Annotated in this window: 19 protein-coding genes; 10 read left to right on the top strand and 9 right to left on the bottom strand. The window is 72.0% G+C overall.

Features of this window, described 5'->3' with window-relative positions; genetic code table 11:
• Positions 1-25: 25 nt before the first annotated feature.
• Together panB and FIV43_RS03330 are read left to right on the top strand one after the other, a co-directional pair.
• On the top strand, positions 26-886 hold the full coding sequence (panB, locus tag FIV43_RS03335; RefSeq protein ID WP_141012985.1) for a 3-methyl-2-oxobutanoate hydroxymethyltransferase: 861 nt from the start codon (positions 26-28) through the stop codon (positions 884-886).
• Positions 887-928: 42 nt separating this feature from the next.
• Positions 929-2,113 carry a PQQ-dependent sugar dehydrogenase gene (locus FIV43_RS03330; protein ID WP_141012984.1) on the top strand — a complete coding sequence of 395 codons (1,185 nt, stop codon included), beginning with the start codon at positions 929-931 and terminating at the stop codon, positions 2,111-2,113.
• Between the two features lie 19 nt (positions 2,114-2,132).
• On the opposite strand, the gene FIV43_RS03325 is transcribed toward FIV43_RS03330, so the two are convergent.
• Positions 2,133-4,169 carry a M3 family metallopeptidase gene (locus FIV43_RS03325; protein WP_141012983.1) on the bottom strand — a complete coding sequence of 679 codons (2,037 nt, stop codon included), beginning with the start codon at positions 4,167-4,169 and terminating at the stop codon, positions 2,133-2,135.
• A gap of 49 nt (positions 4,170-4,218) precedes the next feature.
• Between FIV43_RS03325 and FIV43_RS03320 the strand changes: the two genes are divergently transcribed.
• Positions 4,219-4,893, top strand: coding sequence for a thymidine kinase (locus FIV43_RS03320; protein ID WP_141012982.1), 675 nt, complete (start codon positions 4,219-4,221; stop codon positions 4,891-4,893).
• Positions 4,894-4,934: 41 nt separating this feature from the next.
• On the opposite strand, the gene FIV43_RS03315 is transcribed toward FIV43_RS03320, so the two are convergent.
• From FIV43_RS03315 to FIV43_RS03300, 4 genes are all read right to left on the bottom strand, one after another.
• Complete coding sequence (locus FIV43_RS03315) at positions 4,935-5,726, bottom strand: hypothetical protein (protein ID WP_141012981.1); 792 nt, start codon at positions 5,724-5,726, stop codon at positions 4,935-4,937.
• 43 nt (positions 5,727-5,769) lie between these two features.
• Positions 5,770-6,945, bottom strand: coding sequence for an alkaline phosphatase family protein (locus tag FIV43_RS03310; protein ID WP_231123657.1), 1,176 nt, complete (start codon positions 6,943-6,945; stop codon positions 5,770-5,772).
• Positions 6,942-7,535, bottom strand: coding sequence for a DUF5998 family protein (locus FIV43_RS03305; RefSeq protein WP_141012980.1), 594 nt, complete (start codon positions 7,533-7,535; stop codon positions 6,942-6,944). Before FIV43_RS03305 ends, FIV43_RS03310 begins: the two co-directional genes overlap by 4 nt.
• 77 nt (positions 7,536-7,612) lie before the next feature.
• Complete coding sequence (locus tag FIV43_RS03300) at positions 7,613-10,351, bottom strand: bifunctional acetate--CoA ligase family protein/GNAT family N-acetyltransferase (RefSeq protein ID WP_196780956.1); 2,739 nt, start codon at positions 10,349-10,351, stop codon at positions 7,613-7,615.
• Positions 10,352-10,466: 115 nt separating this feature from the next.
• Here FIV43_RS03300 and FIV43_RS03295 point away from each other — a divergent pair, with 115 nt between their 5' ends.
• The 4 genes from FIV43_RS03295 (at position 10,467) to FIV43_RS03280 (ending at position 16,017) form a co-directional block, all read left to right on the top strand.
• Positions 10,467-12,968, top strand: coding sequence for a DNA gyrase/topoisomerase IV subunit A (locus FIV43_RS03295; protein ID WP_141012979.1), 2,502 nt, complete (start codon positions 10,467-10,469; stop codon positions 12,966-12,968).
• Between the two features lie 34 nt (positions 12,969-13,002).
• A complete protein-coding gene (locus tag FIV43_RS03290) occupies positions 13,003-13,647 on the top strand; it encodes an LppX_LprAFG lipoprotein (protein WP_181407668.1) in 645 nt (214 codons plus the stop codon).
• Between the two features lie 120 nt (positions 13,648-13,767).
• Positions 13,768-15,486, top strand: coding sequence for an MFS transporter (locus tag FIV43_RS03285; RefSeq protein ID WP_141012977.1), 1,719 nt, complete (start codon positions 13,768-13,770; stop codon positions 15,484-15,486).
• A 21-nt stretch (positions 15,487-15,507) separates the two neighbouring features.
• Positions 15,508-16,017 (top strand): beta-class carbonic anhydrase, encoded by a 510-nt coding sequence (locus tag FIV43_RS03280; protein ID WP_141012976.1) that lies wholly within the window; start codon positions 15,508-15,510, stop codon positions 16,015-16,017.
• 36 nt (positions 16,018-16,053) lie between these two features.
• Here FIV43_RS03280 and FIV43_RS03275 read toward each other — a convergent pair whose 3' ends face one another.
• Positions 16,054-16,434, bottom strand: a complete 381-nt coding sequence (locus FIV43_RS03275) for a hypothetical protein (protein ID WP_141012975.1) — start codon at positions 16,432-16,434, stop codon at positions 16,054-16,056.
• A 5-nt stretch (positions 16,435-16,439) separates the two neighbouring features.
• Entirely contained in the window at positions 16,440-18,530 is a 2,091-nt protein-coding gene (locus FIV43_RS03270; protein ID WP_231123656.1) for a DNA gyrase/topoisomerase IV subunit B, read from the bottom strand.
• 220 nt (positions 18,531-18,750) lie between these two features.
• Here FIV43_RS03270 and FIV43_RS03265 point away from each other — a divergent pair, with 220 nt between their 5' ends.
• The 3 genes from FIV43_RS03265 (at position 18,751) to FIV43_RS03260 (ending at position 19,943) form a co-directional block, all read left to right on the top strand.
• A complete protein-coding gene (locus FIV43_RS03265) occupies positions 18,751-19,005 on the top strand; it encodes a DUF7455 domain-containing protein (RefSeq protein WP_196781055.1) in 255 nt (84 codons plus the stop codon).
• A gap of 78 nt (positions 19,006-19,083) precedes the next feature.
• Positions 19,084-19,392 carry a hypothetical protein gene (locus FIV43_RS21350; protein WP_196780955.1) on the top strand — a complete coding sequence of 103 codons (309 nt, stop codon included), beginning with the start codon at positions 19,084-19,086 and terminating at the stop codon, positions 19,390-19,392.
• On the top strand, positions 19,347-19,943 hold the full coding sequence (locus FIV43_RS03260; protein ID WP_196780954.1) for an EamA family transporter: 597 nt from the start codon (positions 19,347-19,349) through the stop codon (positions 19,941-19,943). The genes FIV43_RS21350 and FIV43_RS03260 overlap by 46 nt, the downstream gene beginning before the upstream one ends.
• An 8-nt stretch (positions 19,944-19,951) precedes the next feature.
• Here FIV43_RS03260 and FIV43_RS03255 read toward each other — a convergent pair whose 3' ends face one another.
• A complete protein-coding gene (locus FIV43_RS03255; protein WP_141012973.1) occupies positions 19,952-20,986 on the bottom strand; it encodes a hypothetical protein in 1,035 nt (344 codons plus the stop codon).
• Positions 20,976-22,397, bottom strand: a complete 1,422-nt coding sequence (locus tag FIV43_RS03250; RefSeq protein ID WP_141012972.1) for a hypothetical protein — start codon at positions 22,395-22,397, stop codon at positions 20,976-20,978. Before FIV43_RS03250 ends, FIV43_RS03255 begins: the two co-directional genes overlap by 11 nt.
• Between the last annotated feature and the right edge of the window lie 9 nt (positions 22,398-22,406).

The raw sequence follows: 22,406 nt of genomic DNA, 5'->3' as shown, positions 1-22,406 counted from the left end.
AGATCGAACGAAACGGAGCTCGACGATGAGCGAAGAGACCGCCCCCTACGGGTCCGGGTCGGGTGGCGCGCCGGCATCCGGCGCCCCACCGATCAAGAGGATCCGCACCCAGCACCTGCGCGAGATGAAGCAGCGCGGCGAGCGCTTCTCCATGCTGACCAGCTATGACCAGTACACCGCCGAGATCTTCGACGAGGCGGGCGTGGAGGTCCTGCTGGTCGGGGACAGCGCATCCAACAACGTGCTGGGCAACGCCACGTCCCTGCCGATCACGGTCGACGAGCTGCTCCCGCTGACCCGCGCGGTCAGCGGCGCCGTCTCGCGGGCGCTGGTGGTCGGCGACCTGCCGTTCGGCTCCTACCAGGCCTCCCCGGAGCAGGGATACCTGACGGCGGTGCGGTTCATGAAGGAGGCCGGCGCCCACTGCGTGAAGCTCGAGGGCGGGGTGGAGATGGCGCCGCAGATCGAGCGGATGACCCGTGGCGGCATCCCGGTGATGGCCCACATCGGCTTCACCCCCCAGTCCGAGCACACCCTGGGCGGCTACCGGGTGCAGGGCCGCGGCGACGCCGCGGACCGGGTCCTGCGCGACGCCCGCGCGGTGCAGGAGGCCGGTGCGTTCGCGGTGGTGATGGAGATGGTGCCCGGCGACGTGGCCGCGCAGGTCACCGCGGAGCTGGAGATCCCCACCATCGGCATCGGTGCCGGCAACCGGTGCGACGGGCAGGTCCTGGTGTGGCAGGACGCCTTCGGCCTGCGCACCGGCCGGATGCCCCGCTTCGTCAAGCAGTACGCCGACCTGCGGTCGGTGCTGCTGGACGGCGCCCGCGCCTACGACGCCGAGGTGAAGTCGGGCGCGTTCCCGGCCGAGGAGCACACGTTCTGACGACGCGCTGATCCGCGGCGCCGGGCGGCGTACGGTGCAGCCATGCGCACCGTCGCCGCCCTGGCCGCCGCGTCCACGCTGGTCCTCACCCTCGGGCTGTCCGCTCCCGGGGTCGCCGAGCCGCCTGCCTCGCACCCCGATCACCGGGCCGCCCAGCCCGACCGGACCGCCGACGCGCCGGCGCCACGGCTGCGCGTGCGGGTGGTCACCCGTGGCCTGGACATCCCGTGGGACGTGCGGCCGACCGGGGACGGTGCCCTCCTGCTCACCGAGCGGGACCGGCAACGGCTGAGCCTGATCGAGGACGGCCGACGCAGCACGGTGCGGCTGCGCGGCGAGCGGATCTGGTCCTCCGGCGAGACCGGGCTGATGGGCCTCGAGGTCGATCCCCGGTTCGCCCGCAACGGCCGGTTCTACACCTGCTCGGGCTGGTCAGCCCCGTCCGGAGGCCACGACATCCGGGTGATCCGGTGGCGGCTGAACGAGGCACGCACGTCCGCAAGGATCAGCCGCACGCTGCTCACCGGGCTGCCCACCACCTCCGGACGGCACGGCGGCTGCCGCCTCCTGATCGCGCGCAACGGCTCGCTGCTGATCGGGACCGGCGACGCCGCGGTGAGCCGGAACCCGCAGAACCGGCGCTCCCTGGGCGGCAAGGTGCTGCGCATCGACCGGAACACGGGGAGGCGCTGGCCGGGCAACCCGTGGGCCGGGAGCAAGACCCGCAGTCGCTTCGTGCTCACCTACGGGCACCGCAACGTGCAGGGCCTGGCCCAGCGCGCCGACGGCAGCCTGTGGTCGGTGGAGCACGGCAGCTATCGCAACGACGAGGTCAACCTCCTCCGCGGTGGCCGCAACTACGGCTGGGACCCCGGACCCGGCTACGACGAGTCGGTGCCGATGACCGACCACTCGCTGCCCGGCAAGCAGTGGAACGCCCGCTGGCGCTCCGGCAACCCGACCATCGCCACCTCCGGTGCCACGTTCCTGCCGCGCCGCGGGTGGCGGAGTCTCGGCGGCACGCTGGCGGTCGCCGCCCTCGCCGGTGAGCGGCTGGTCTTCCTCCGCTTCGACCAGCGGGGGCGCCTGACCTCGCAGCGGGTCCGCCTGCGCGGGGACTTCGGCCGGTTGCGCAGCGTCACCGTGGACACCAACGGGTCGCTGCTGGTCACCACCAGCAACGGCGGCGGACGCGACCGGCTGCTCCGGGTGCGCGTGCGCCGCTGACCGCGGCGAGGTCCACCGGTCAGGCCGGCTCGGCCAGTCCGCGCCGCCGCAGCAGTGGCTCCAGGGGCGCCGGCCGCCCACGCCACGCCTGGTACGACGCCAGCGGGTCCGTCGTACCGGCGATGTCGAGGACGTGGCGGCGGTAGACCTCGCCGTTGGCCCGGGTCGGTCCGCCGTTCTCCTTGAACCAGGCGACCGTGTCGGCGTCGAGCACCTCGCTCCAGATGTAGGAGTAGTAGGCCGAGGCGTAACCGGCGCAGAAGGCGTGCGCGAAGTAGGGCGTGGAGTAGCGCGGCGGCACCGCCGGCAGGGCGAGGCCGGCCGCGGCGAGGGTGTCGGCCTCGAAGCGCTCGACGCCGTCGGCGTCGTCGGGGATGTCGGCGGCACCGAGCTCGTGCCAGGCCAGGTCGAGCAGGGCCGCCGCGAGATACTCGCTGGTTCCGAACCCCTCGTTGAAGGTCGCCGCCTCCTCCAGCCGCGCGACCACCGCCGGCGGGATCGGCTCTCCGGTCTCGTGGTGGACCGCGTAGGCCGCGAGGATCGAGGGCCACAGCATCCACATCTCGTTGACCTGCGAGGGGTACTCGACGAAGTCGCGGTAGACGTTGGTGCCGGCCAGCTTCGGGTAGGTCGCCCGCCCGAGCAGGCCGTGCAGGGCGTGGCCGAACTCGTGGAAGAGCGTCGAGGTCTCGTCGAAGGTGAGCAGGGTGGCCTCGCCGGGCGCCGGCTTGGGCACGTTGAGGTTGTTGAAGACCACCGCGGTCGAGCTGCCGACCAGGGTCGCGTGGTCGACGAAGCTGCTCATCCAGGCCCCGCCCCGCTTGGAGTCGCGGGTGTAGAGATCGAGCAGGTAGAGCCCGACCGGGGTGCCGTCCTCCTCGGCGACCTCGAAGACCCGCACCTCGGGGTGGTAGCCGTCCAGGTCGGTGCGCTCGGTGAAGGAGAGGCCGAACAGCTCCGTCGCGGCGCGGAAGACGCCCTCGTGCAGCACCCGCTCGGCCTCGAACCACGGCCGCAGCGTGGCCAGGTCGACGTCGTGGTCGCGGGCGCGCACCTGCTCGGCGTAGAAGGCCCAGTCCCACGCCTCGACCTCGAACCCTGCAGCGGCGCAGAGTGTGGCGTGCTCGGCGCGGGCGTTGCGCGCGGCCGGACCGGCCAACCGGATCAGCATGCCCCGGACGTTGGCGGGGGTGCGGGCGGTGTTGTCCTCGGTGACCAGCGCCGCGTGGTCGGGGTAGCCGAGCAGCGTCGCCCGCTCGGCCCGCAGCCGCAGGATCTCCAGGACCAGCGTCCGGGTGTCGTTGCCGTTGCCGCGTCGGCCCCGAGCGGACTGGGCCTGGAAGAGGCGTCGGCGTACCTCCCGATCGGTCAGCGAGGCGAGGTGGGGGTGGGAGGTCGGGAGCACCAGGGTCAGCAGGTAGCCCTCGTCGAGCCCGCGCGACTGCGCCGCGGCGCGGGCCGCGGAGACCTCCCCGGGCGTCAGTCCGTCGAGGTCGGCGACGTCGTCGACGAGAACGGCCAGGTCGTTGGCGTCGGCCTGCAGCGCCAGCTCGAACGCGGTCTCCTTCTCCGAGAGCGCCGCGTTCGCGGCGGCCAGGCGCTCCTGCTCCGCGACCTCGAGTGCCGCTCCGGCCTGGGTGAACTCGGTGACGTACCGCTCGACCAGGTAGCGCTGCTCCGGGGTCAGCGAGGAGCGCTGGGCGTGGACCGCTCGTAACCGCTCGAAGAGCGCACGGTCGTGGCGGATCCGGTCGGAGTGCGCGGAGAGGCGGGGCGCCAGCTCGGCGCGCAGCGCGTCGATCGTCGGGTTGGTGTCGGCGCTGGCCTTGTTGAAGAAGATCGACAGCATCCGGTGCAGGCCGACGCCACTGAGCTCGAGCGGGACGACGGTGTTGTCGAAGGTGGCCGGTGCGGGGTCCGCGGTGATCGCCCGGATCGCGTCGAGCTGGGCGGCCGTGCCCTCCGCGAACGCCGGGGCGAAGTCGGCGTCGTCGATGTCGGCGAAGGACGGCAGGTGGTAGGGCAGGCCGCTGGTCCCGAGAAGGAAGTGCGTCACCGGGTCACCATAGGACGGACGGACGAGGACGGATGCGAGAATGCCGAACGTGGCTGAGCTGACCTTCCGGACCGGGACGATGGATGCCGGGAAGTCCACCCTGGCCCTGCAGACCAACCACAACCACGCCGCCCGCGGGCGGGTCGGCCGGCTCTTCACCTCCCACGACCGGGCCGGCGCCGCGATGGTCTCCTCCCGTCTCGGCCTGACCGCGCAGGCGCAGGAGGTCGGTGCCGACTTCGACTTCTGGCGCTACACCGTCGACGCGCTCACCCAGGGCGCCCGCCTCGACTACCTGATCTGCGACGAGGCACAGTTCTACACTCCGGCCCAGATCGACCAGCTCGCCAAGGTCGTCGACGAGCTGCAGGTCGACGTCTTCTGCTTCGGCATCCTCACCGACTTCCGCACCCGGCTCTTCCCCGGCTCCGCACGACTCGTCGAGCTGGCCGACCGCACCGAGGTGCTCCAGGTCGAGGCGCTGTGCTGGTGCGGCAAGCGAGCCACCCACAACGCACGCACCGAGGACGGAGCGATGGTCACCGAGGGTGAGGTGATCGTGGTGGGCGACGTGGAGAGTGCGGAGGCCCCACCGGCGCCGCTGCCGGCCGATGTCGAGGTCGCCTACGAGGTGCTCTGCCGCCAGCACCACCGGCGCGGGATGACCGCGGCCCGGGCCCGCGCGGTCAGCCTCTCCCCCGAACCGCTGCCGTTCCCGGGCTGAGCCCGGGAACGGCAGGTCGGTGGGTCGGGCTGGGCGGGAGCTCAGCAGCGGGTGTAGAGCCGCCGGACGGTGGCCTTGCCGCCGCCCTTGAGGTTCAGCTGGGCGACGATGCGGTTCGTGTTGCCCGGCAGGTCAGGCAGATAGGTGGTGCGTCCCGGTGCGATCTGACGGTCGAAGAGCCGGGCGACGACCTTTCCGTTGCCCTTGATCACGGCCGAACGCACCTTCTGGGACTTGCCCCGCCAGGTGACGTTGGTGTCCAGGTTGGCGCAGGAGAACGATCCCGGCATCGACAGGTACTTCTTGCCCGGGCCGGAGGCGGGATAGATCGCCTTGCCGCCGGGGACCTCGATGTCCATCTTGAAGCTGACGCCGCTCTGGGCGAACGTGTCGTCGAAGACCACCAGCCGGTAGGTACGGCCGTCCTCGACGTCGAGGGTGACCGTCTTCTCACCCGCCGGGGTGTCCACGCTGTTGTCCGCGGCGAGGCAGTTCTGGGTGCCGTTGGTCGGGTCGAACGGACCGTCGTAGACGTAGAACGACGCGATGTTCCCGGGGGTGCTGGTCAGCCGGAACTCGGTGGTGCCGCCGACCGGTGCGGTCCACGGGATCACCTCGTACCGGACGTCGGTGGCGCCCTGCGCGCCACAGGTGTCGTTGGTGCCGTTGATGAAGACGACGTCCATGACCGGGTCGTTGGCGTTGATGGTGCCGGATCGGGTGATGACCGCGGCGTCGGCCGGGGAGGTGCCGGCGAGGCCGGGGAGGACCGCCACCAGGGCGGCCGTGGCAAGCACGGAGAGGGCCGTGCGCCCGTGGTTTGCTCGCTTCATGGAGCGAGGACCCGCGACGGCGGCGAAAAGATACCTCGCGAGCTCAGTCGACCAGTACCGGGATCAGCATCTCGTCGGCGGTGAGCGAGCCGTGCATCCCGATCAGCTTCGCCTCGTAGGGGAAGTGCTCGCTGGCGAGCACCGCGGTGTGGTCGCGGCAGGCGACGACGACGTCCCCGATCCGGGGCAGCACCGACGGGTCGACCCGTCCGAACCAACCGCGCTGGACCGCCTCGGCCCGGGTCAGCACGTCGGCGCGCGCACCGAGCTCCTCGCGCCAGGTGGCGACGACGTCGTCCACCGCGCCACCGACGCAGTAGAGGTGGCGGAACCGGGCCTCGCCGCCGACCAGGGCGACCCCGGAGTGCAGGTGGTCCTGCACGCTGACGTCGATCCGGTCCGACGCCGGCACGTCCACCATCCCGTGGTCCGCGATCACCACCATCCGGCGGTCCGCGGGCAGGGCCTCGCGCAGCTGCTCGGCCTCGTGGTCGATCATCGCCAGCTGCTGCAGCCACTCGCTGGAGGCCACGCCCCACCGGTGCCCGGTCCAGTCCAGGTCACCGTCGTAGACGTAGGTCAGCGACGGACGGGGCGCGGAGCACTCGACGACCGCGGCGATCCTCTCGCCGACCCGGTCGACACCCACGTAGTCGGCGCCGCGGTGTGCCGCCACGGTCAGCCCGCTGCCGTCGAACTCACGCTTGTTGACCACGCTCACCCGCACCCCCGCGTTCTGCAGCCGGGTGAAGGCGGTCGGGTGCGGCTGCCACTGCACGGGGTCGATGTCGACGTCCCAGAGCAGCGCGTTCAGCAGCTCGTCGGTGCCCGGCACACGGGTGGTGAACCCGACCAGGCCGTGCCCGCCGGGCGTCAGCCCGGTGCCCAGCGAGGTCAGGCTGGTCGACGTGGTCGACGGCACGGTGGCGGTGGCGCGCGGTGACCCCACCAGCAGCGAGGCCAGGTACGGCGCCGCCTCGGCGTACCGCTCCAGCAGCCGGGCGCCGAGCCCGTCGATCAGGAACACCACGTAGGAGGACGCGTCGGGCAGCTGGAGCCGGTCCGTCGGGACCGCCGCTCCCGGGGCGGGCGCGAGCGGGCTGCCGAGGGCCGCGGCGACGGCCGGGACGATGTCGCTGAGCGAGCGCTCCCCGTAGGCGGGCGGGCAGAAGCCGCCGGAGGCCGGTGTGGGTTCGCCGATGGTGGGGACCTGGGTCACCGCGCGCCTCGGGTCCGGGCCGAGAGGCTGGCGGCGAAGCCGAGCAGGCCACCGACGGCGTCGTTGCCGTCCGCCGCGGCCGAGACCCGCAGCGAGAAGTCGTCGGAGGAGAGCACGCCGGTGTAGCCGTGGTCGGCGTCGCACTGGGGGTCGCTGCAGGTGGCCGGCTCCAGGTCCATCCGGCTGACGCCGCCCCACCCGATGGTCAGCACCGCCTCGACCGGCGGGGTCGGGCCGTCGGTGGGGCTGGTGACCATCCGGGTGACCACGACGGAGGTGACCGAGGAGAGCGCCACCGCCTCCGTCGAGGTCGACGTGTAGGGCTCGGGCAGCAGGTCGTCGCCGGTGTGCTCGTCGGTGTGGGCCAGGATCAGGCGGGTCGGGGTCAGCACGATCACGCTCTGGTGCCGGCGGACCTCGTCGCGCTCGAAGGTGGGCTCGTGGTGGACGTAGAAGGAGATCACGCCCTCCCCGCCGACGGCGTCGGTGACCGCGGCGGCCACCACCTCCGGGTAGTACCCGGTCCGGTCGATCGCGGTGCGCAGCTCGGCGGCGCGGTCGGCGGGCGGTTCGGTGGTGGCGCGGGACATGGTCCGGATCCTGCCACGCCGGGTCGGTGCCGCGTCGACCGATCCCCCGGGTCCGTGCTCACCGGACGGCCGGGGAATCAGTCGGGGATCGTCGTGATCAGGTCCGGCATCCGGCGGACGAAGGAGTCGGGGCGGGGGTCCTTGATCCGGGCCACCCGCACACCGGCGGTCAGCACCGCGGCGCTGCTGGCCCCGGCCAGCACCAGGGACAGCTCCAGACCGCTGATCTCCGGCAGGTCGTTCTGCATGGCGGCGACCTTCGCGATCAGGTGCTCGACCGCCGCCACGTCGATCGGCTCGGTCCCCCGGTACCCGAACAGCAGCGGCGAGCTCTTCACCTCGCGCACCATGGCGCTCACCGTCTGCTGGTCCAGCGGCGGGATCCGGTAGGACCAGTCGCCCAGCAGCTCGATGACCGGACCGGAGATGCCGAAGGAGACGACCGGACCGAACAGCGGGTCCTCGGTGGAACGGATCGCCACCGGCACACCGGGCGGCGCCGTCTTCTGCACCGCGAACTCCGCGGTCGCCGGATCCGCCGCGTGGTGGTTGAGCGTCTCCCACGCCTCGGTCATCTCGTAGGCCGAGCCGATGTTGCGCCACACGTGGGCCATGTCGGGCCGCTCCCGCACGGACGGGCTGGTCGACTTCAGCACGACGTCCCACTCCAGCCGCTCCCCGATCGCCTTCGCCTCCTCGAGGTCGGCCACCGGGTAGACGGGCCACACGTCGATGCCGTAGGTCGCGAGCAGCGCGGAGACCTCGGCGGAGTTGAGCTCGATGCCCGCGTCGGCGGCCTCCAGACCGCCGTCGGTGAGCACCCGGGTGATCAGGCGCTTCGCGGCCTGGTCGTCGACCTCGCCGGGCTCGGTGTGCTCGCCGTCCGGCGTGCGCACCCACACGGCGTACTCCACGACGCGCGCCAGCGCCCGCACCGCGGCCTCCACGGCCGGGTACGACGGCACCGAGCCACGTCCGGCAGAGGAACCCGCGACGTCGGGCACCCGCAGCAGCTCGGGCACGCCCTCGGCGCCGAGGAAGCTGGAGACCAACGGCTTGTCGGACTGCTCCCCGACGGCGGCCAGCACGTTCGCGACCTCCTCGCCGGTGACGTCGAGCGGCGGGATGTAGACCGCGATCACCGAGTCCACGTCCGGGTCGTCGATCGCGCCGTCCAGCGCGTCCTCGAAGTCCTCGGCGGTCGCCTCGGAGCCGAGGGCCACCGACCGGTTCACCACCAGTCCGACCGCCGAGGCGGCGTCGGCGGCGAGCAGGCCGAGCGCGTCGGAGTTGCCCACGATCGCGACGCGGCGCCCGCGCGGCAGTGGCTGGTGCGCGAGCAGCTGGGCGACGTCGAACATGTCGTCGAGGGTGTCCACCTGGATCACGCCGGCCTGCCGGAACATCGCGTCGACGGCGGCAGGCGGTGCGCCGATCCGGCGTACCGTGTGTCCCATCGGAACGCCCTGGGTGGTCCGGCCGGAGCGGACCGCGACGATCGGCTTGCGCCGCGACACCCGGCGCGCGATGCGGGAGAACTTGCGCGGGTTGCCGATCGACTCCAGGTACATCATCACCACCTCGGTGGCGTCGTCCTCCTCCCAGTACTGCAGGAGGTCGTTGCCCGAGACGTCCGCGCGGTTGCCGGCGCTGACGAAGGTCGAGATGCCCAGGCCCCGGTTGCGGACCTTCTCCAGGATCGCCGAGCCGAGCGCGCCGGACTGGCAGAAGAACCCCGCGCGACCGCGGGTCGGCATCACCGATGAGAGCGAGGCGTTGACCTGGACGCCCGGGTCGGTGTTGATCACACCGAGGCAGTTGGGTCCGATCAGGCGCAGGCCGTAGGAACGGCAGAGGCCGGCCAGGTGGCGCTGCCGCTTGCGCCCCTCCTCGCCGGTCTCGGCGAAGCCGGAGGAGATGACGACCAGCCCGTGCACGCCCTTGGCCGCGCAGTCGAGGACCACGTCGGTCACCGAGTCGGCCGGCACCGCGACGATCGCCACGTCCACGTCGTCGGGGATCTCGTTGACGTTCTTGTACGCCGGCATCCCGGAGACCGCGCGGGTGTTCGGGTTGACCACGAAGACCCGGCCGGTGAAGTCGGCGGTGACCAGGTTGCGCACCAGGACGTGACCGATCGTCTCCTGCCGGCGGCTGGCCCCGATGATCGCGACCGACCGGGGGTGGAAGAAGCGGTGGATCGAGGCGGACTCGGCCACGTGCTCCCGGTTGTGCATCACGCCGATCGCGGTGTCGGTCGGGTCGATCGGGAACTCGAGCGTGATCACCCCGTCGGCGTAGCCGCTGGCCACCCGGTAGCCGGCGTCCCGGAAGGTCTGGATCATCCGCGAGTTGTCGGGCAGTACGTCGGCGGTGAAGCGCTCCACCCCGCGCTCCCGGCCGGCCTGGGCCAGGTGCTCCAGGAGCAGCTGGGCGATGCCGCGCCCCTGGTGCTGGTCCTCGACCAGGAAGGCCACCTCGGCCTCCTTGCCCGAGCCGTGGTTGCCGACCACGTCGTAGCGTCCGACCGCGATCATCTTCCCCTGGAGCAGCACCACCAGGGCGACCCGGTCGCGGTGGTCGACGTGGGTGAACCGGCGCAGGTCGGTGGGCGAGAGGGTCGGCATCGGCGAGAAGAACCGGTAGTACTTCGACTCGTCGGAGACGCGGGCGTAGAACTCGGTCATCAGCTCGCCGTCGGCGGCCTCGATCGGCCGGATGTGTGCGGTGCGCCCGTCCCGCAGCAGCACGTCGCCCTCCCAGTGGGTCGGCGGTGCCTCGATCTCGTCCGTGGTGGGGAGGTCCTGGGGGGTCACGCCCCGAATCTATCGGGCGGACCCGACGAGATGAACAGGTCCGCGCCGGATCGCGCGGGCCCCCACGGCGTGCCCTGCCCGGCGTCGGGCCCCTCGGCCGGGGAGAATGACCCCCATGGCACGTCGCACCAAGCCCGATCCGCTCCCGGAGGACTTCGAGGAGCACATCCTCGACACCGACATCCGCGACGAGATGCAGACCTCGTTCCTGGAGTACGCGTACTCGGTGATCTACTCCCGGGCCCTGCCCGACGCCCGGGACGGGATGAAGCCGGTGCAGCGCCGGATCCTCTACACGATGAACGACATGAACCTGCGGCCCGACCGCGGTCACGTGAAGAGCGCCCGAGTGGTCGGCGAGGTGATGGGTCGCCTGCACCCGCACGGCGACAGCGCGATCTACGACGCCCTGGTCCGGATGTCGCAGCCCTGGTCGATGCGGCTGCCGTTCATCGACGGACACGGCAACTTCGGGTCGCCGGACGACCCGCCCGCGGCGATGCGCTACACCGAGTGCCGGATGGCGCCGCCGGCGATCGCGATGACGGAGTCCATCGACGAGGACACCGTCGACTTCCGCCCCAACTACGACAGTCGCGAGTTCGAGCCGACGGTGCTGCCGGCCGCCATCCCGAACCTGGTGGTCAACGGCACCACCGGCATCGCGGTCGGCATGGCCACCAACATGGCTCCGCACAACCTGGTCGAGGTGATCCAGGCGCTGCGCCACCTGGTCAAGCACCCCAAGACCGACGTCGACGGGCTGATGCGCTTCATCCCCGGCCCCGACCTGCCCGGCGGCGGCAAGATCGTCGGGCTCGACGGCATCCGCGACGCCTACGAGACGGGCCGCGGCACCTTCAAGATGCGCGCCACCGCCCGGATCGAGACCTTCGGACGCCGCAAGGGCATCGTGGTCACCGAGCTGCCCTACGGCGTGGGCACCGAGAAGGTGGTCGAGCGGATCAAGATCCTGGTGCAGAACAAGAAGATCCAGGGCATCGCCGACGTCAAGGACCTCACCGACCGCGACCACGGCCTGCGCCTGGTGATCGAGGTCAAGAACGGCTTCGTGCCCGAGGCGCTGCTCGAGCAGCTCTACAAGCAGACGCCGCTGGAGGACTCCTTCGGGATCAACAACGTCGCGCTGGTCGACGGGCAGCCCCGCACGCTCGGCCTCAAGCAGCTGCTGGAGGTCTTCCTCGAGCACCGCTACGAGGTCGTCCGCCGGCGCAGCCAGTTCCGCCGGAACAAGAAGGCCGACCGGCTGCACCTGGTCGACGGCCTGCTGATCGCCCTGCTCGACATCGACGAGGTCATCCAGGTGATCCGGTCCAGCGACGACTCGGCGGCCGCCAAGGAGCGGCTGATGAGCATCTTCGACCTCTCCGTGGCGCAGACCGAGTACATCCTCGAGATGCAGCTGCGCCGGCTGACCAGGTTCTCCCGGATCGAGCTGGAGAAGGAGCAGGAGACGCTGCGCCACGAGATCGAGGAGCTGGACGCGATCCTGGCCGATGTGGAGCTGCTGCGGAAGGTGGTCTCCGACGAGCTCGCCGAGATCGCGAAGACGTTCGGCACCCCGCGTCGTACCGTGCTGCTGGAGTCCGCCGGTACGGCGGCGGTGGCCGCGGCCACCGCCCCGCTGGAGGTGCCCGACGCCCCCTGCTTCGCGCTGCTCTCCGCGACCGGTCTGCTGGCCCGGACATCCTCGGCCGGGGAGATCGGCTCCGGCGGCGGTCGGGCGAACCACGACGTGATCCTGGCCGCGGTGCGCACCACCGCCCGCGCCGACGTCGGCGTGCTGACCTCGACCGGACGGCTGCTGCGGCTGGGGGTGCTCGACCTCCCCGGCATCCCGCCCTCGGCGAACGAGCCGAACCTGCAGGGCGGCCTGCCGGTGAGCGAGATGCTCTCGCTCACCGCCGGCGAGCGCGTGGTCGGGATGACCGCACTGACCCCCGAGGGGCCCGGTATCGCGCTGGCCACCCGCAACGGCGTGGTCAAGCGGGTCAACCCCGAGGTGCTCAACAAGGACGAGTGGGAGGTGATCGGCCTCAAGGAGGGCGACGAGGTGGTCGGTGCCGTCCAGCTGCTGGCCGGCACCGAGGAGCTCTGCTTCATCACCAGTGACGCCCAGCTGCTGCACTTCCCGGCCTCGGACGTGCGGCCGCAGGGACGCGCCGGTGGGGGCGTCGCCGGGGTGCGGGTGACCGAGGGTCACCAGGTCGTCTGGTTCGGCACGCTGGCCAACGGCGACGTGGACAGCCCCGACGGGGCGGTCGTGGTGACCGCGTCGGGCTCGTCGACGGCGCTGCCCGGCACCGACTCCGGCTCGGTGAAGGTGACCCCGTTCGGCGAGTACCCCCGCAAGGGCCGTGCCACCGGTGGGGTGCGCTGCCACCGATTCCTGAAGGGCGAGGACCGCCTGGTCTTCGCCTGGTCCGGGCCCGCCCCGGCACGCGGCAGCGCCGCGAGCGGTGCACCGGTCGACCTGCCGCCCGCCACCGGCCGCAGGGACGGCTCGGGCGTGCCGAGCAGCCAGCCGATCACCGCCTGCGCGGGACCGCTGACGGCTACCGTCGGCGTCGCCCCGGCGCCTCCCGCGGATGCCTGACCGGACCGCTTCGGCGGTGTGTCAGGGTGAGCGCATGAACCGTGCTCCCCTGCGCCGTGGTGGCGCGCGACGCCTCGCGCTGGCCATCGCCGTACCCGCCGTCGCATCCCTCGCCCTGGCCGGCTGCACCGGCAGCGACGAGCCCGAGACCGCCGACCAGACGCCCGAGGACGTGCTGTCGGAGGCCAAGTCGTTGCTGGACGAGACCAGCGGGATCACGGTCCGGATGAGCACGCCGGACGACCCGGGCACCGACTACCTCTCCGAGGCGACGGGCACCATCGTGGCCGATCCCGCCTCGTTCGAGGGGAAGATCTCCGGCCGCGTGGCCGGCTTCCCCGGCAGCGACATCGGCGTGGTCTCCATCGACGGCTCGGTCTACATCGACGTGCCGCTGCAGGGCTGGACCGACCAGTACCAGCCCGCCGACTTCTGCGCACCGGACCCGGCCACGCTGCTCGACCCCGACAGCGGCGTCTCCTCGCTGCTCACCGCGGCCGACGACGTCGAGGCCGGCGAGTCGCAGCGCAGCGAGGACGACGCCTCGGTGGTGATCACCCCTACGCCGGCACCGTGCCCGGCGACGCGCTGCGGACGGTGCTGCCCTGCGCCGCCGCGGAGGACGTCGAGGCCACCTTCGAGGTGGACGGCGACGGCTACCTGCGCACCGTGGAGATGACCGGTTCCTTCTTCGAGAGCGCCGACCCGATCACCTACACCATCGACATCGAGGAGTACGACGTCAGCGAGGACATCACCGCGCCCGAGTGAGGGGTGCGGTGGGAGCGGAGCCGAGGCGATGAACCGCGTCCTGCTGGCGTTCTGTGCCTTCGCCGTCGCGTTCGCGGCCGTCGACACCTACGTCGTGGTGCTGGCGCTGCCGGACATGATGGCCTCGGTCGGCATCTCGGTGGAGCAGCTGCAGCGCGCGGCCCCGATCGTCTCCGGCTTCCTGCTCGGGTACGTCGCCGCCCTGCCGCTGATCGGGAGGATCGCCGACCTGCGCGGCCAGGTGCCGGTGGTCGCGGCGTCGCTGACGCTGTTCTCCCTCGGCTCACTGCTGACCGCGGTCGCCCCGGAGCTGGTCACCATGGTGGCCGGGCGGTTCCTCCAGGGCATGGGCGGCGGAGGGCTGGTGCCGGCCACGATGTCGCTGGTCGCGGCGCTCTACCCGGCCGAGCGCCGTGGCGTTCCGCTCGGGATGGTCTCCGCGGTCCAGGAGTTCGGCAGCGTGCTCGGCCCGCTCTACGGGGCCCTGGTCCTCTCCTTCGCCACCTGGCGCGGCATCTTCGCGATCAACCTGGCGGTCGGCGCGCTGCTGGCCGTGGCGGTGCGCCTGATCGCTCGGGACGCCCGTGTTCCGTCGGGAGCGGTCCCGTCCGGCACGGCCCGGCCCCGCTCGCGGATCGACCTGGTCGGACTGCTGCTCACCGTAGCCGTGCTGGCCGCGGGCCTGATCACCTATCTCGAGCCGTCCGCGATCAAGCGGGACCTCACCTGGGGCCGGCTCTTCATCCCCTACGTCGAGGACGGCTCGCGCTGGATCACCCCGATCGGCGTCATCACGATCGTGGCGGCACTGCTGTGGACCGGCTGGAGCTGGTTCGCGCGGGCTCCGATCGTGGACCTGCGCGGCTGGCTCGGTGCCGCACGGGAGGCCGACCTGCTCGGCGCGGTGCTGCTCGGTGTGGCGCTCGCCGGGGTGGTCCTCGCCTTCGCCACGGCGGACCCGGCGGTGGCGGTCTTCTCCCCGCAGGGTCCCTGGTTCCTGGCCGGCGCAGCGCTGGCGGCGGTCGGCTTCGTGGTCCACCTGCGCCGTGCCGACAACCCGGTCGTCCCGCGCGGGGCGCTCCGGGCCCGCCCTGCCTGGGGCTCGCTGGTGGTCAGCTTCCTGGTCGGGTGGTCGCTGATCGCGGCGCTGGTCGACATCCCGCTCTTCGCCCGGACCACGATCCACCAGGACTCCCAGCTCGGTGCGGCGCTGGTGCTGCTCCGCTTCCTGGCGGCGCTCCCGGTCGGGGCCGTCCTCGGCGGATGGCTGCTGCGTCACTTCGCCGCGGGGCCGGTGACAGCGGTCGGCATGGTGGCCGCGTCCGGCTCCTTCGCGGCGATGACGCAGTGGGAGGCCACCACGCTGGACTCGTTCGCCTCCAACCTGCCGCTGGTGGTCGGCGGGCTGGGCTTCGGGCTCGCCCTGGCCCCGGTCAACGCGGCGATGCTCGCCAGCACCACCGGGGACAGCCACGGCCTGGCCTCCGCGCTGGTCGTGGTCGCCCGGATGGTGGGGATGCTGATCGGGATATCCGCGCTCACCACGATCGGGCTGCGTCGGCTGCACCAGGCCCAGGCCGACCAGCCCGACCTCTCCCTGACCCAGCTCGGCATCCTGCAGGAGCAGGCCGTCTTCGCCGGGGCCGCGGTCACCGCGGGGCTCGCCGCGGTGCTGGCACTGGTGCTGCTGCGCGACGCGGCGACCCGCTCCCTTCCGACCTCTGAGGCGCTGCGCTCGGCCGGCTGAGACCCCACTATTCTGAGCCGCATGGCTGACCTCGACGACCTGCACTTCGACGACCTGCTCAGCGCGAACCGGGAGTTCGCGACCGACTTCCAGTACTCCGGCTTCGACGGCGTCGCCCGTGCCGGCGTCGCGCTGGTGACCTGCATGGACTCCCGGATCGCGCCGCTGGAGATGATCGGCCTGCGACCGGGGGACGCCAAGATCTTCCGCAACCCGGGCGGCCGGGTCACCGACGCCGCGCTCGAGGCGATCGTGCTGGCCGTCCACCTGCTCAACGTCCAGCGTGTGCTGGTGATCCCGCACACCCGCTGCGCGGTGGCCTCCAACAGCGAGGAGACGCTGCGCGACCGGGTCTCGGCCTCGGCCGGCACGGACGCGGCCTGGCAGCGCTTCCACGTCATCGAGGACCAGGTCGCCACCCTCGGCCAGGACGTGCACCGGGTGACTTCGCACCCGCTGGTCCCCGACACCGTCAAGGTCGGCGGCTTCATCTACGACGTCGACACCGGTCTGCTCGACCAGAAGTACTGATCCCGGCCCACCGGCCGCTGCCCGCAGCGGCCGGTGTCAGCCCTCCAGCAGCTCGCGCAGCGGTACGTCGACCAGCGCGCCCGGCAGCTCCACCATCCGCACCGCCAGCGTGCCGAGGTCCCCGATCTGGCCCACCAGGTCCAGATAGCGCTCTGTCTCGGCCAGCGGGTCCTCCCCCAGCTGCAGGTCGACCAGCAGCGGGCAGTCGACCGCGCCGCCGTCCGGCTCTGGTGGCAGCTCGGGGGTCCAGCAGCCGAGCTCGAGGCGGAGCGGAGCAGTCGGTCCCGGGGACTCGGCGCGGAGGTCGACGTACCAGAAGAGGTCGCCGACGGGCAGGCGCAGGTGGCCCTTGCGGGCCTTGCCGCCGCGCTGCTTGAGCAGACGGGTGACCGCCTTGCGGGTCTCGGGGACGTTCATCCGGATCAGGCGTCGAGCGCTTCGACGTCGACCTCGTAGGCACCCTGGACGATGAACTCCTTACGGGGCGCGACGTCGGAGCCCATCAGCAGCTCGAAGACCTCCGCGGCGACCTGCGCGTCGTCGACGGTCAGCCGGCGCAGCGTGCGGCGACGCGGGTCCATGGTGGTCTCGGCCAGCTGGTCGGCGTCCATCTCACCGAGCCCCTTGTACCGCTGTACCGGGTCCTTCCACCGCTGGTTCTTCTTGCGCAGCTCGGCGAGCTTGCGCTGCAGCTCGTCGTCGGAATAGGTGTAGACGTACTTGTCCTGGCCCTTCTTCGGGTTGGTCAGCTCGATCCGGTGCAGTGGTGGCACCGCGGAGAAGACCCGGCCCTCGGCGACCAGCTCCGGCATGTACTTGAAGAACAGGGTCGCCAGCAGCGTGCGGATGTGCGCGCCGTCGGAGTCCGCGTCGGCCATGAAGATGATCCGGCCGTAGCGCGCGGCATCGAGGTCGAAGGTGCGTCCGGACCCGGCGCCGACGACCTGGATGATCGACGCGCACTCGGCGTTCTTGAGCACGTCGGCGACCGAGGCCTTCTGCACGTTCAGGATCTTGCCGCGGATCGGCAGCAGCGCCTGGAACTCCGAGTTGCGGGCGAGCTTCGCCGTGCCCAGCGCCGAGTCGCCCTCGACGATGAACAGCTCGGTGCGCTCGTTGTCCCCGGAGCGGCAGTCGGCCAGCTTGGCCGGCAGGGTCGAGGACTCCAGCGCGTTCTTCCGCCGCTGGGTCTCCTTGTGCTGACGGGCCGCGATCCGCGTCTTCGCCGCGCCCGCGACCTTCTCCATGAGCAGCTTTGCCTGAGCCTTCTCCGCCCTCTTCGAGGAGGTCAGGAAGTCCTTCAGCTGCGTCGCCACCACCTTGCGGACGGCGCCGCGGACCGCCGGGGTGCCCAGGATCTCCTTGGTCTGGCCCTCGAACTGCGGCTCGGCCAGACGGACCGTGACCACCGCGGTCATGCCCTCCAGGATGTCGTCCTTGACCACGTCGTCGTCGTTGACCTTCAGCGCCTTCGTGGCGCGCATGGCGTCGTTGAAGGTCTTGGTCAGCGCCGCCTCGAACCCCGCGACGTGGGTGCCTCCCTTGGGGGTGGCGATCACGTTGACGAAGGAGCGGACCTCGGTGTCATAGCCGGTGTCCCAGCGTGCCGCGATGTCCACCAGGAGCTCCCGGTCGACCTCCTGGGGCGTCATGTGCCCCTTCTCGTCCAGCATCGGGACGGTCTCGGTGAAGGTGTCCGATCCGGTGATCCGGAGCACCTCGGTGACCGGCTCGCCGTGGCTGAGTGCCTCGGCGAACTCCGAGATGCCGCCGTCGTGGCGGATCTTCTCCTCCGTCGGCTCGTCGCCGGAGCGGTCCCGGATGACCAGCTCGAGGCCGGGCACGATGTAGGCCGTCTGCCGGGCACGCCCCAGCAGCCCGGCGAGCTCGAACCGAGCATCCTTGGTGAAGATCTGCCGGTCCGGCCAGAAGCGGATCCGGGTGCCGGTGCGGCCCTTGGCCACCCGCTTGCCCTTCCGGGTCAGTCCCGAGGTGGGGGTGAACGCGGCGGTCGGGCCCTCGCCGTCGAAGACACCCGGCACGCCGCGCTGGAAGGAGAGCCCCTGGGTCGCCGGGGAGCGGTCGACATCGATGTCCATCCGACTGGACAGCGCGTTGACCACGGAGAGACCGACGCCGTGCAGGCCGCCGGACGCGTTGTAGGAGCCACCGCCGAACTTGCCGCCGGCGTGCAGCTTGGTGGCGACCACCTCGACGCCGGGCAGACCGGTCTTGGGCTCCTTGTCGGTCGGGATGCCGCGACCGTCGTCGTACACCTCGACGGAGCCGTCCTCGTGCAGCGTCACCTCGACGCTGTGGGCGAAACCGCCGAGCGCCTCGTCGACGCCGTTGTCGATGATCTCCCACAGGCAGTGCATGAGTCCGCGCGTGTCCGTGGACCCGATGTACATACCGGGTCGCTTCCGGACCGCCTCCAGTCCTTCGAGGACCAGGAGGTGCGCGGCGTTGTAGGTGTTGTCGGCGATGGTGGAACTCCCTTCGAACGCCCCCAATCTACCGGCGACACGCCGGGCGTCGGTGCAGGCACACGGGCCCGGGCCGGTCCACGATGTGCGCATCGCCTCCGCTGTTGGTCACAAGGTTGTTTCGGGCAGTGGAAATCCCGTCGCCGGGGACGATCTGCGTGGTTGGATGTTCGTGGGTTAGACCACACGGGGACGGGAATCTTTGAGCAAGTCGCTACGTTGATCCCGGCACCACCCCCATCAGGTGGTGAACGAAGAGAGAGAGGCCGTCGTGACAACCACAGTTGCCCCCAGCGCTCCGCTGACCGCCGAGGACCGGTGTGACCGGTGCGGTGCTCAGGCCTACCTCCGCGTCGAACTCGCCTCCGGCGGTGAGCTCCTCTTCTGCGCTCACCACGCACGCGAACACGGCGCGGCACTCAAGGACATCGCCGTCCAAGTGCAGGACGAGACCCACAAGCTCACCGGTACCCCGTCGACCGACGCGGACGACGAGCGCTGACGCCACCCATCGACCACCTTCGAAGGGTCCCGGGACATCCTCCTGGGCCCTTCGTCATTTCCGAAGGGTGCACCCCCGATGGGCGTCCTGCTCTCCCTCGCCGCGGCCCTGGCCTACGGCGTCTCCGACTTCATCGGCGGCATCGCCGCACGTCGTACGTCGGCCTGGCCGGTCGCCCTCGCCTCGGGCATCGGCGCCCTCGTCGGCGCCGTCGTGCTGGCACTCGCCTTCCCCGGCGACCCGGCCCCCGCGCACCTGGCCTGGGGCTGCTGGCCGGGCTCGGCAGCGGCGCCGGCACCGCCTTCCTCTACCGCGGCTTCGCGTCCGGGCGGATGGGCGTGGTGGCGCCGGTCTCGGCCGTCGGCGCCGCGCTGCTCCCGGTCGTGATCAGCGTGCTGACCGGGGAGCGTCCCGCGCCGCTGGTGTGGGTCGGGATCGTGGCCGCCCTCCCCGGTATCTGGCTGGTCGCGCGTGAGCCCGACGTCGCCGACCCACTGACGGCGGCGGGTCCACCGGCGGACGAGGGCTCGGCCCGCGGGGTCGTGGACGGGCTGCTGGCCGGTGTCGGCTTCGGCCTGCTGTTCGTGGCGCTCGGCCAGATCCCCGACGGCGCCGGCTTCTGGCCGCTGGCGCTCGCGCAGGTGGTGGCGGTGGTCACCGTGATCGCCCTCGCCACGGGGTTCGGGGTCGCCTGGCGGATGACCCGGCCGGCCGAGGCCTGGGGCATCGTCGCGGGACTGGTGGCCAGCGCCGCCGTGCTCTTCTTCATGCTGGCCAGCCAGAGCGACCTGCTGACGGTGGCCGCGGTGCTGACCTCGCTCTACCCGGCCGTCACCGTGCTGCTGGCGGCCGTGGTGCTCCGTGAGCACATCTATCGCCCGCAGCTCCTCGGCCTGGCGTTCTGCGGCGTGGCCGTGGCGCTGGTCGCGATCGGCTGAGGCGGCGCTCACCGGGCCCGCCCGGCTCCCGCACCCAGGTCGACCGCTCGCGCCCTCACCAGGCGCAGGTCGAACCGACTCCCCCGCGCCAGGCACGGCACGTCACGCACGATCCTGAGCCGGGCCCGGTCCACTCCCACGGTCAGGAACGCTCCCGTGGTCCGAACCTCCTGTCCGAGGGGGATCGAGCGGGCCACGGAGGTCAGGACGCTCCGAGGCGCCTCTCCGTCCAGCTGCAGCCGTCCGGAGCCCGGCAGCACGAGCGTGCACGCCCCGGAGGAGCCGCCGCGGGCCGGCAGCGACGCGGACTCCAGCACGCTGGTCACCGCGGCCACCGACCAGAGTGCTCCCGGCTCGGCCCGGCCGGCCCACCCCAGCTCGGGCAGGTAGGGCAGGCTCTGGACGTAGGCGGAGCAGGAGACCACCACGGTGGCACGCGGGCGGGCGCGCCAACCCCGGTGGCAGGGCTGGGCCGGGACGTCCCCGGGGAGACCGTAGAGAGCGGCTGCCGCGCCACGCTCGCGCTCACCCGTCCCGTCGACGGTCTGCGTGACGCCGTCGTACTCCGCGACCAACTGGAGCTGCTCGGGCTCGATCGCCGCCGACGGGATCCGCAGGTAGAGGCCGTCGGTCGGCACGACGGCGGGGAGGTCGAAGCCCTCCCCGGCGAGCCGCAGCGTCAGCGCCGCCCGCGGCGCCTCGGAGAAGTCGACCCCGAGGCCCCGCAGGCCGAGGCCGGCGCCGACACTCACCCCCACCGGCAGGAAACGCATCCCCGGCGCCGCCGCGATGGACTCGCCGGACTCGGTGCGGCCGGCCGGGATCGTCGCGACCGGGTCACCCACCACGACCTCGACCTTCCCGGTCGGCACTCGCACCCACAGTGTGGTCCCGCGGACCGACCCCGGGCTGGCCCCGGCGACCGTGGACGTCGCCGGCGACTCGGGGCGTTGACCGGCCAGGCCCGCGACCACCAGCGACACGACGACCACCACGAGGACGGCTCCGGCGACCCGCATCGCCGGCCCCCGGTCACGCCACATGGTTCAGGTTGAGGTCGATGATCCGTCGCGCCTGCCGCGCGTAGGAACGCTCGACCTGCGCGTCGACGAGTCCGATCATCCGAGCCGCGTCGCCCAGGGCAACGCCCGCGTCGTCCAACTCCCCCGCAGTGTTGCCGAGCAGCCGGAGTGCGGTCTCCTGGAGCTCCTGGTAGGCCGCCATCGGTCCCGCGACGCCCAACCCGATCCCGGCCGGTCGTTGCCAGGCGCCGGCCGACTCCCAGACGAGCAGGCGTCGAGCGGTGCGCAGGTCCGCGCTGATCGTGGGGATCCACAGCGCGGTGATCCGGGCGATGATCTCCGGTGTGACGATGACGGACTGGGTCCGGTCGAGCAGGTCGCCGGCACCGACGTCGGCCACCTCCGGCTCCGGCAGGTCGAACATGCCGCGTCGGGCTCCGCGCGCGGCCCCTGAGACCGCGGCCAGCATCTGTCGGATCGAGCGCTCCTGGGACCGGATCGACGCGCTGAGCGAGTTGCCACTGCCGCTCAGTGCCGCGCGCAGGTTGGCCAGCACCGCGTGCGGGTCACCGGCACCGAGCGGCAGCTCCGGAGCGCTGTCGTCCGACGGACTGGCGATCAGGTCGCCGGCGCCGCCGGCGCCCGCTGACAGCAGGGCGGCGGCCACGGCAGCGGTGCTGCCGACGGTGGCGAAGGCGGTGACGCCGGCCGCGACCGCGCCGACCACGGTCAGCACCACGCTCCAGTCGATGTCGCCCTCGGAGGCAGTGCCGGAGCCCTGCATCGCGGCGAGGCCGAGTCGTCTCACCTCGGCGACGTCGTCGGCGGCACGGGCCCACACCTCACCCTCGGCGGCCGCGGCCACCGCCAGCACCCCGACCATCGAACGCTGACGCTCGATCACCGCCGGCAGCGGGGTCACGTAGGTGTCGGCGAACGTCGCGGCGTATCGGCCGCTCAGCTGCTTGGTGCGCTCCTCGAGGTTGCTGAGATCGCTGGCGAGGCGCGGGTTGCCGGGTGCGTAGCCGGCGGCGGGGTCCTCCTCCACGACGCCGGCGCTGATCTCGCTCACCGCCGCGCGGGCCAGGCTCGCCGCGATCTCGAACGGCATCGGGCACGGCAGCACCCCCGGCTCCCAGTCCGCGAAGAGCCCGTCGATCGCAGAGGGCCAGTATCCGAAGACCGAGAGCTGCAGCGCGTTCGCGAGCGCCGCCTCCTCGGCCGCGAAGTCGGTGGCGCGGTAGGGCGGGCTCTCCTCGATCCGGGTGTGGACCCGCCCGTCCGCCGCCCAGACCCAGTGCTCGATCTTGACGTGGCCCATCGCGCCGGCCGCGACGGAGCGGTGGAACTCCCCCGGCCCGGTCTCCCGGTAGCCCCGGTGCTCCATGTCGGCCTTGATCGCGGCACGCGCGATCTCATCGTTCGTCGCCACTGCTGCATC

The sequence above is a fragment of the Nocardioides sambongensis genome, from assembly GCF_006494815.1.
GTDB classification, from domain to species: domain Bacteria; phylum Actinomycetota; class Actinomycetes; order Propionibacteriales; family Nocardioidaceae; genus Nocardioides; species Nocardioides sambongensis.
This window is presented reverse-complemented; position numbering and strand designations above follow the sequence as displayed.

Coding starts and splice junctions, on each gene's coding strand:
- FIV43_RS03315 (WP_141012981.1), bottom strand. CDS start 5,726: ATGAAGCGAGCAAACCACGGGCGCACGGCCCTCTCCGTGCTTGCCACG.
- panB (WP_141012985.1), top strand. CDS start 26: ATGAGCGAAGAGACCGCCCCCTACGGGTCCGGGTCGGGTGGCGCGCCG.
- FIV43_RS03275 (WP_141012975.1), bottom strand. CDS start 16,434: ATGAACGTCCCCGAGACCCGCAAGGCGGTCACCCGTCTGCTCAAGCAG.
- FIV43_RS03280 (WP_141012976.1), top strand. CDS start 15,508: ATGGCTGACCTCGACGACCTGCACTTCGACGACCTGCTCAGCGCGAAC.
- FIV43_RS03255 (WP_141012973.1), bottom strand. CDS start 20,986: ATGTGGCGTGACCGGGGGCCGGCGATGCGGGTCGCCGGAGCCGTCCTC.
- FIV43_RS03330 (WP_141012984.1), top strand. CDS start 929: ATGCGCACCGTCGCCGCCCTGGCCGCCGCGTCCACGCTGGTCCTCACC.
- FIV43_RS21350 (WP_196780955.1), top strand. CDS start 19,084: ATGGGCGTCCTGCTCTCCCTCGCCGCGGCCCTGGCCTACGGCGTCTCC.
- FIV43_RS03295 (WP_141012979.1), top strand. CDS start 10,467: ATGGCACGTCGCACCAAGCCCGATCCGCTCCCGGAGGACTTCGAGGAG.
- FIV43_RS03305 (WP_141012980.1), bottom strand. CDS start 7,535: ATGTCCCGCGCCACCACCGAACCGCCCGCCGACCGCGCCGCCGAGCTG.
- FIV43_RS03290 (WP_181407668.1), top strand. CDS start 13,003: ATGAACCGTGCTCCCCTGCGCCGTGGTGGCGCGCGACGCCTCGCGCTG.
- FIV43_RS03285 (WP_141012977.1), top strand. CDS start 13,768: ATGAACCGCGTCCTGCTGGCGTTCTGTGCCTTCGCCGTCGCGTTCGCG.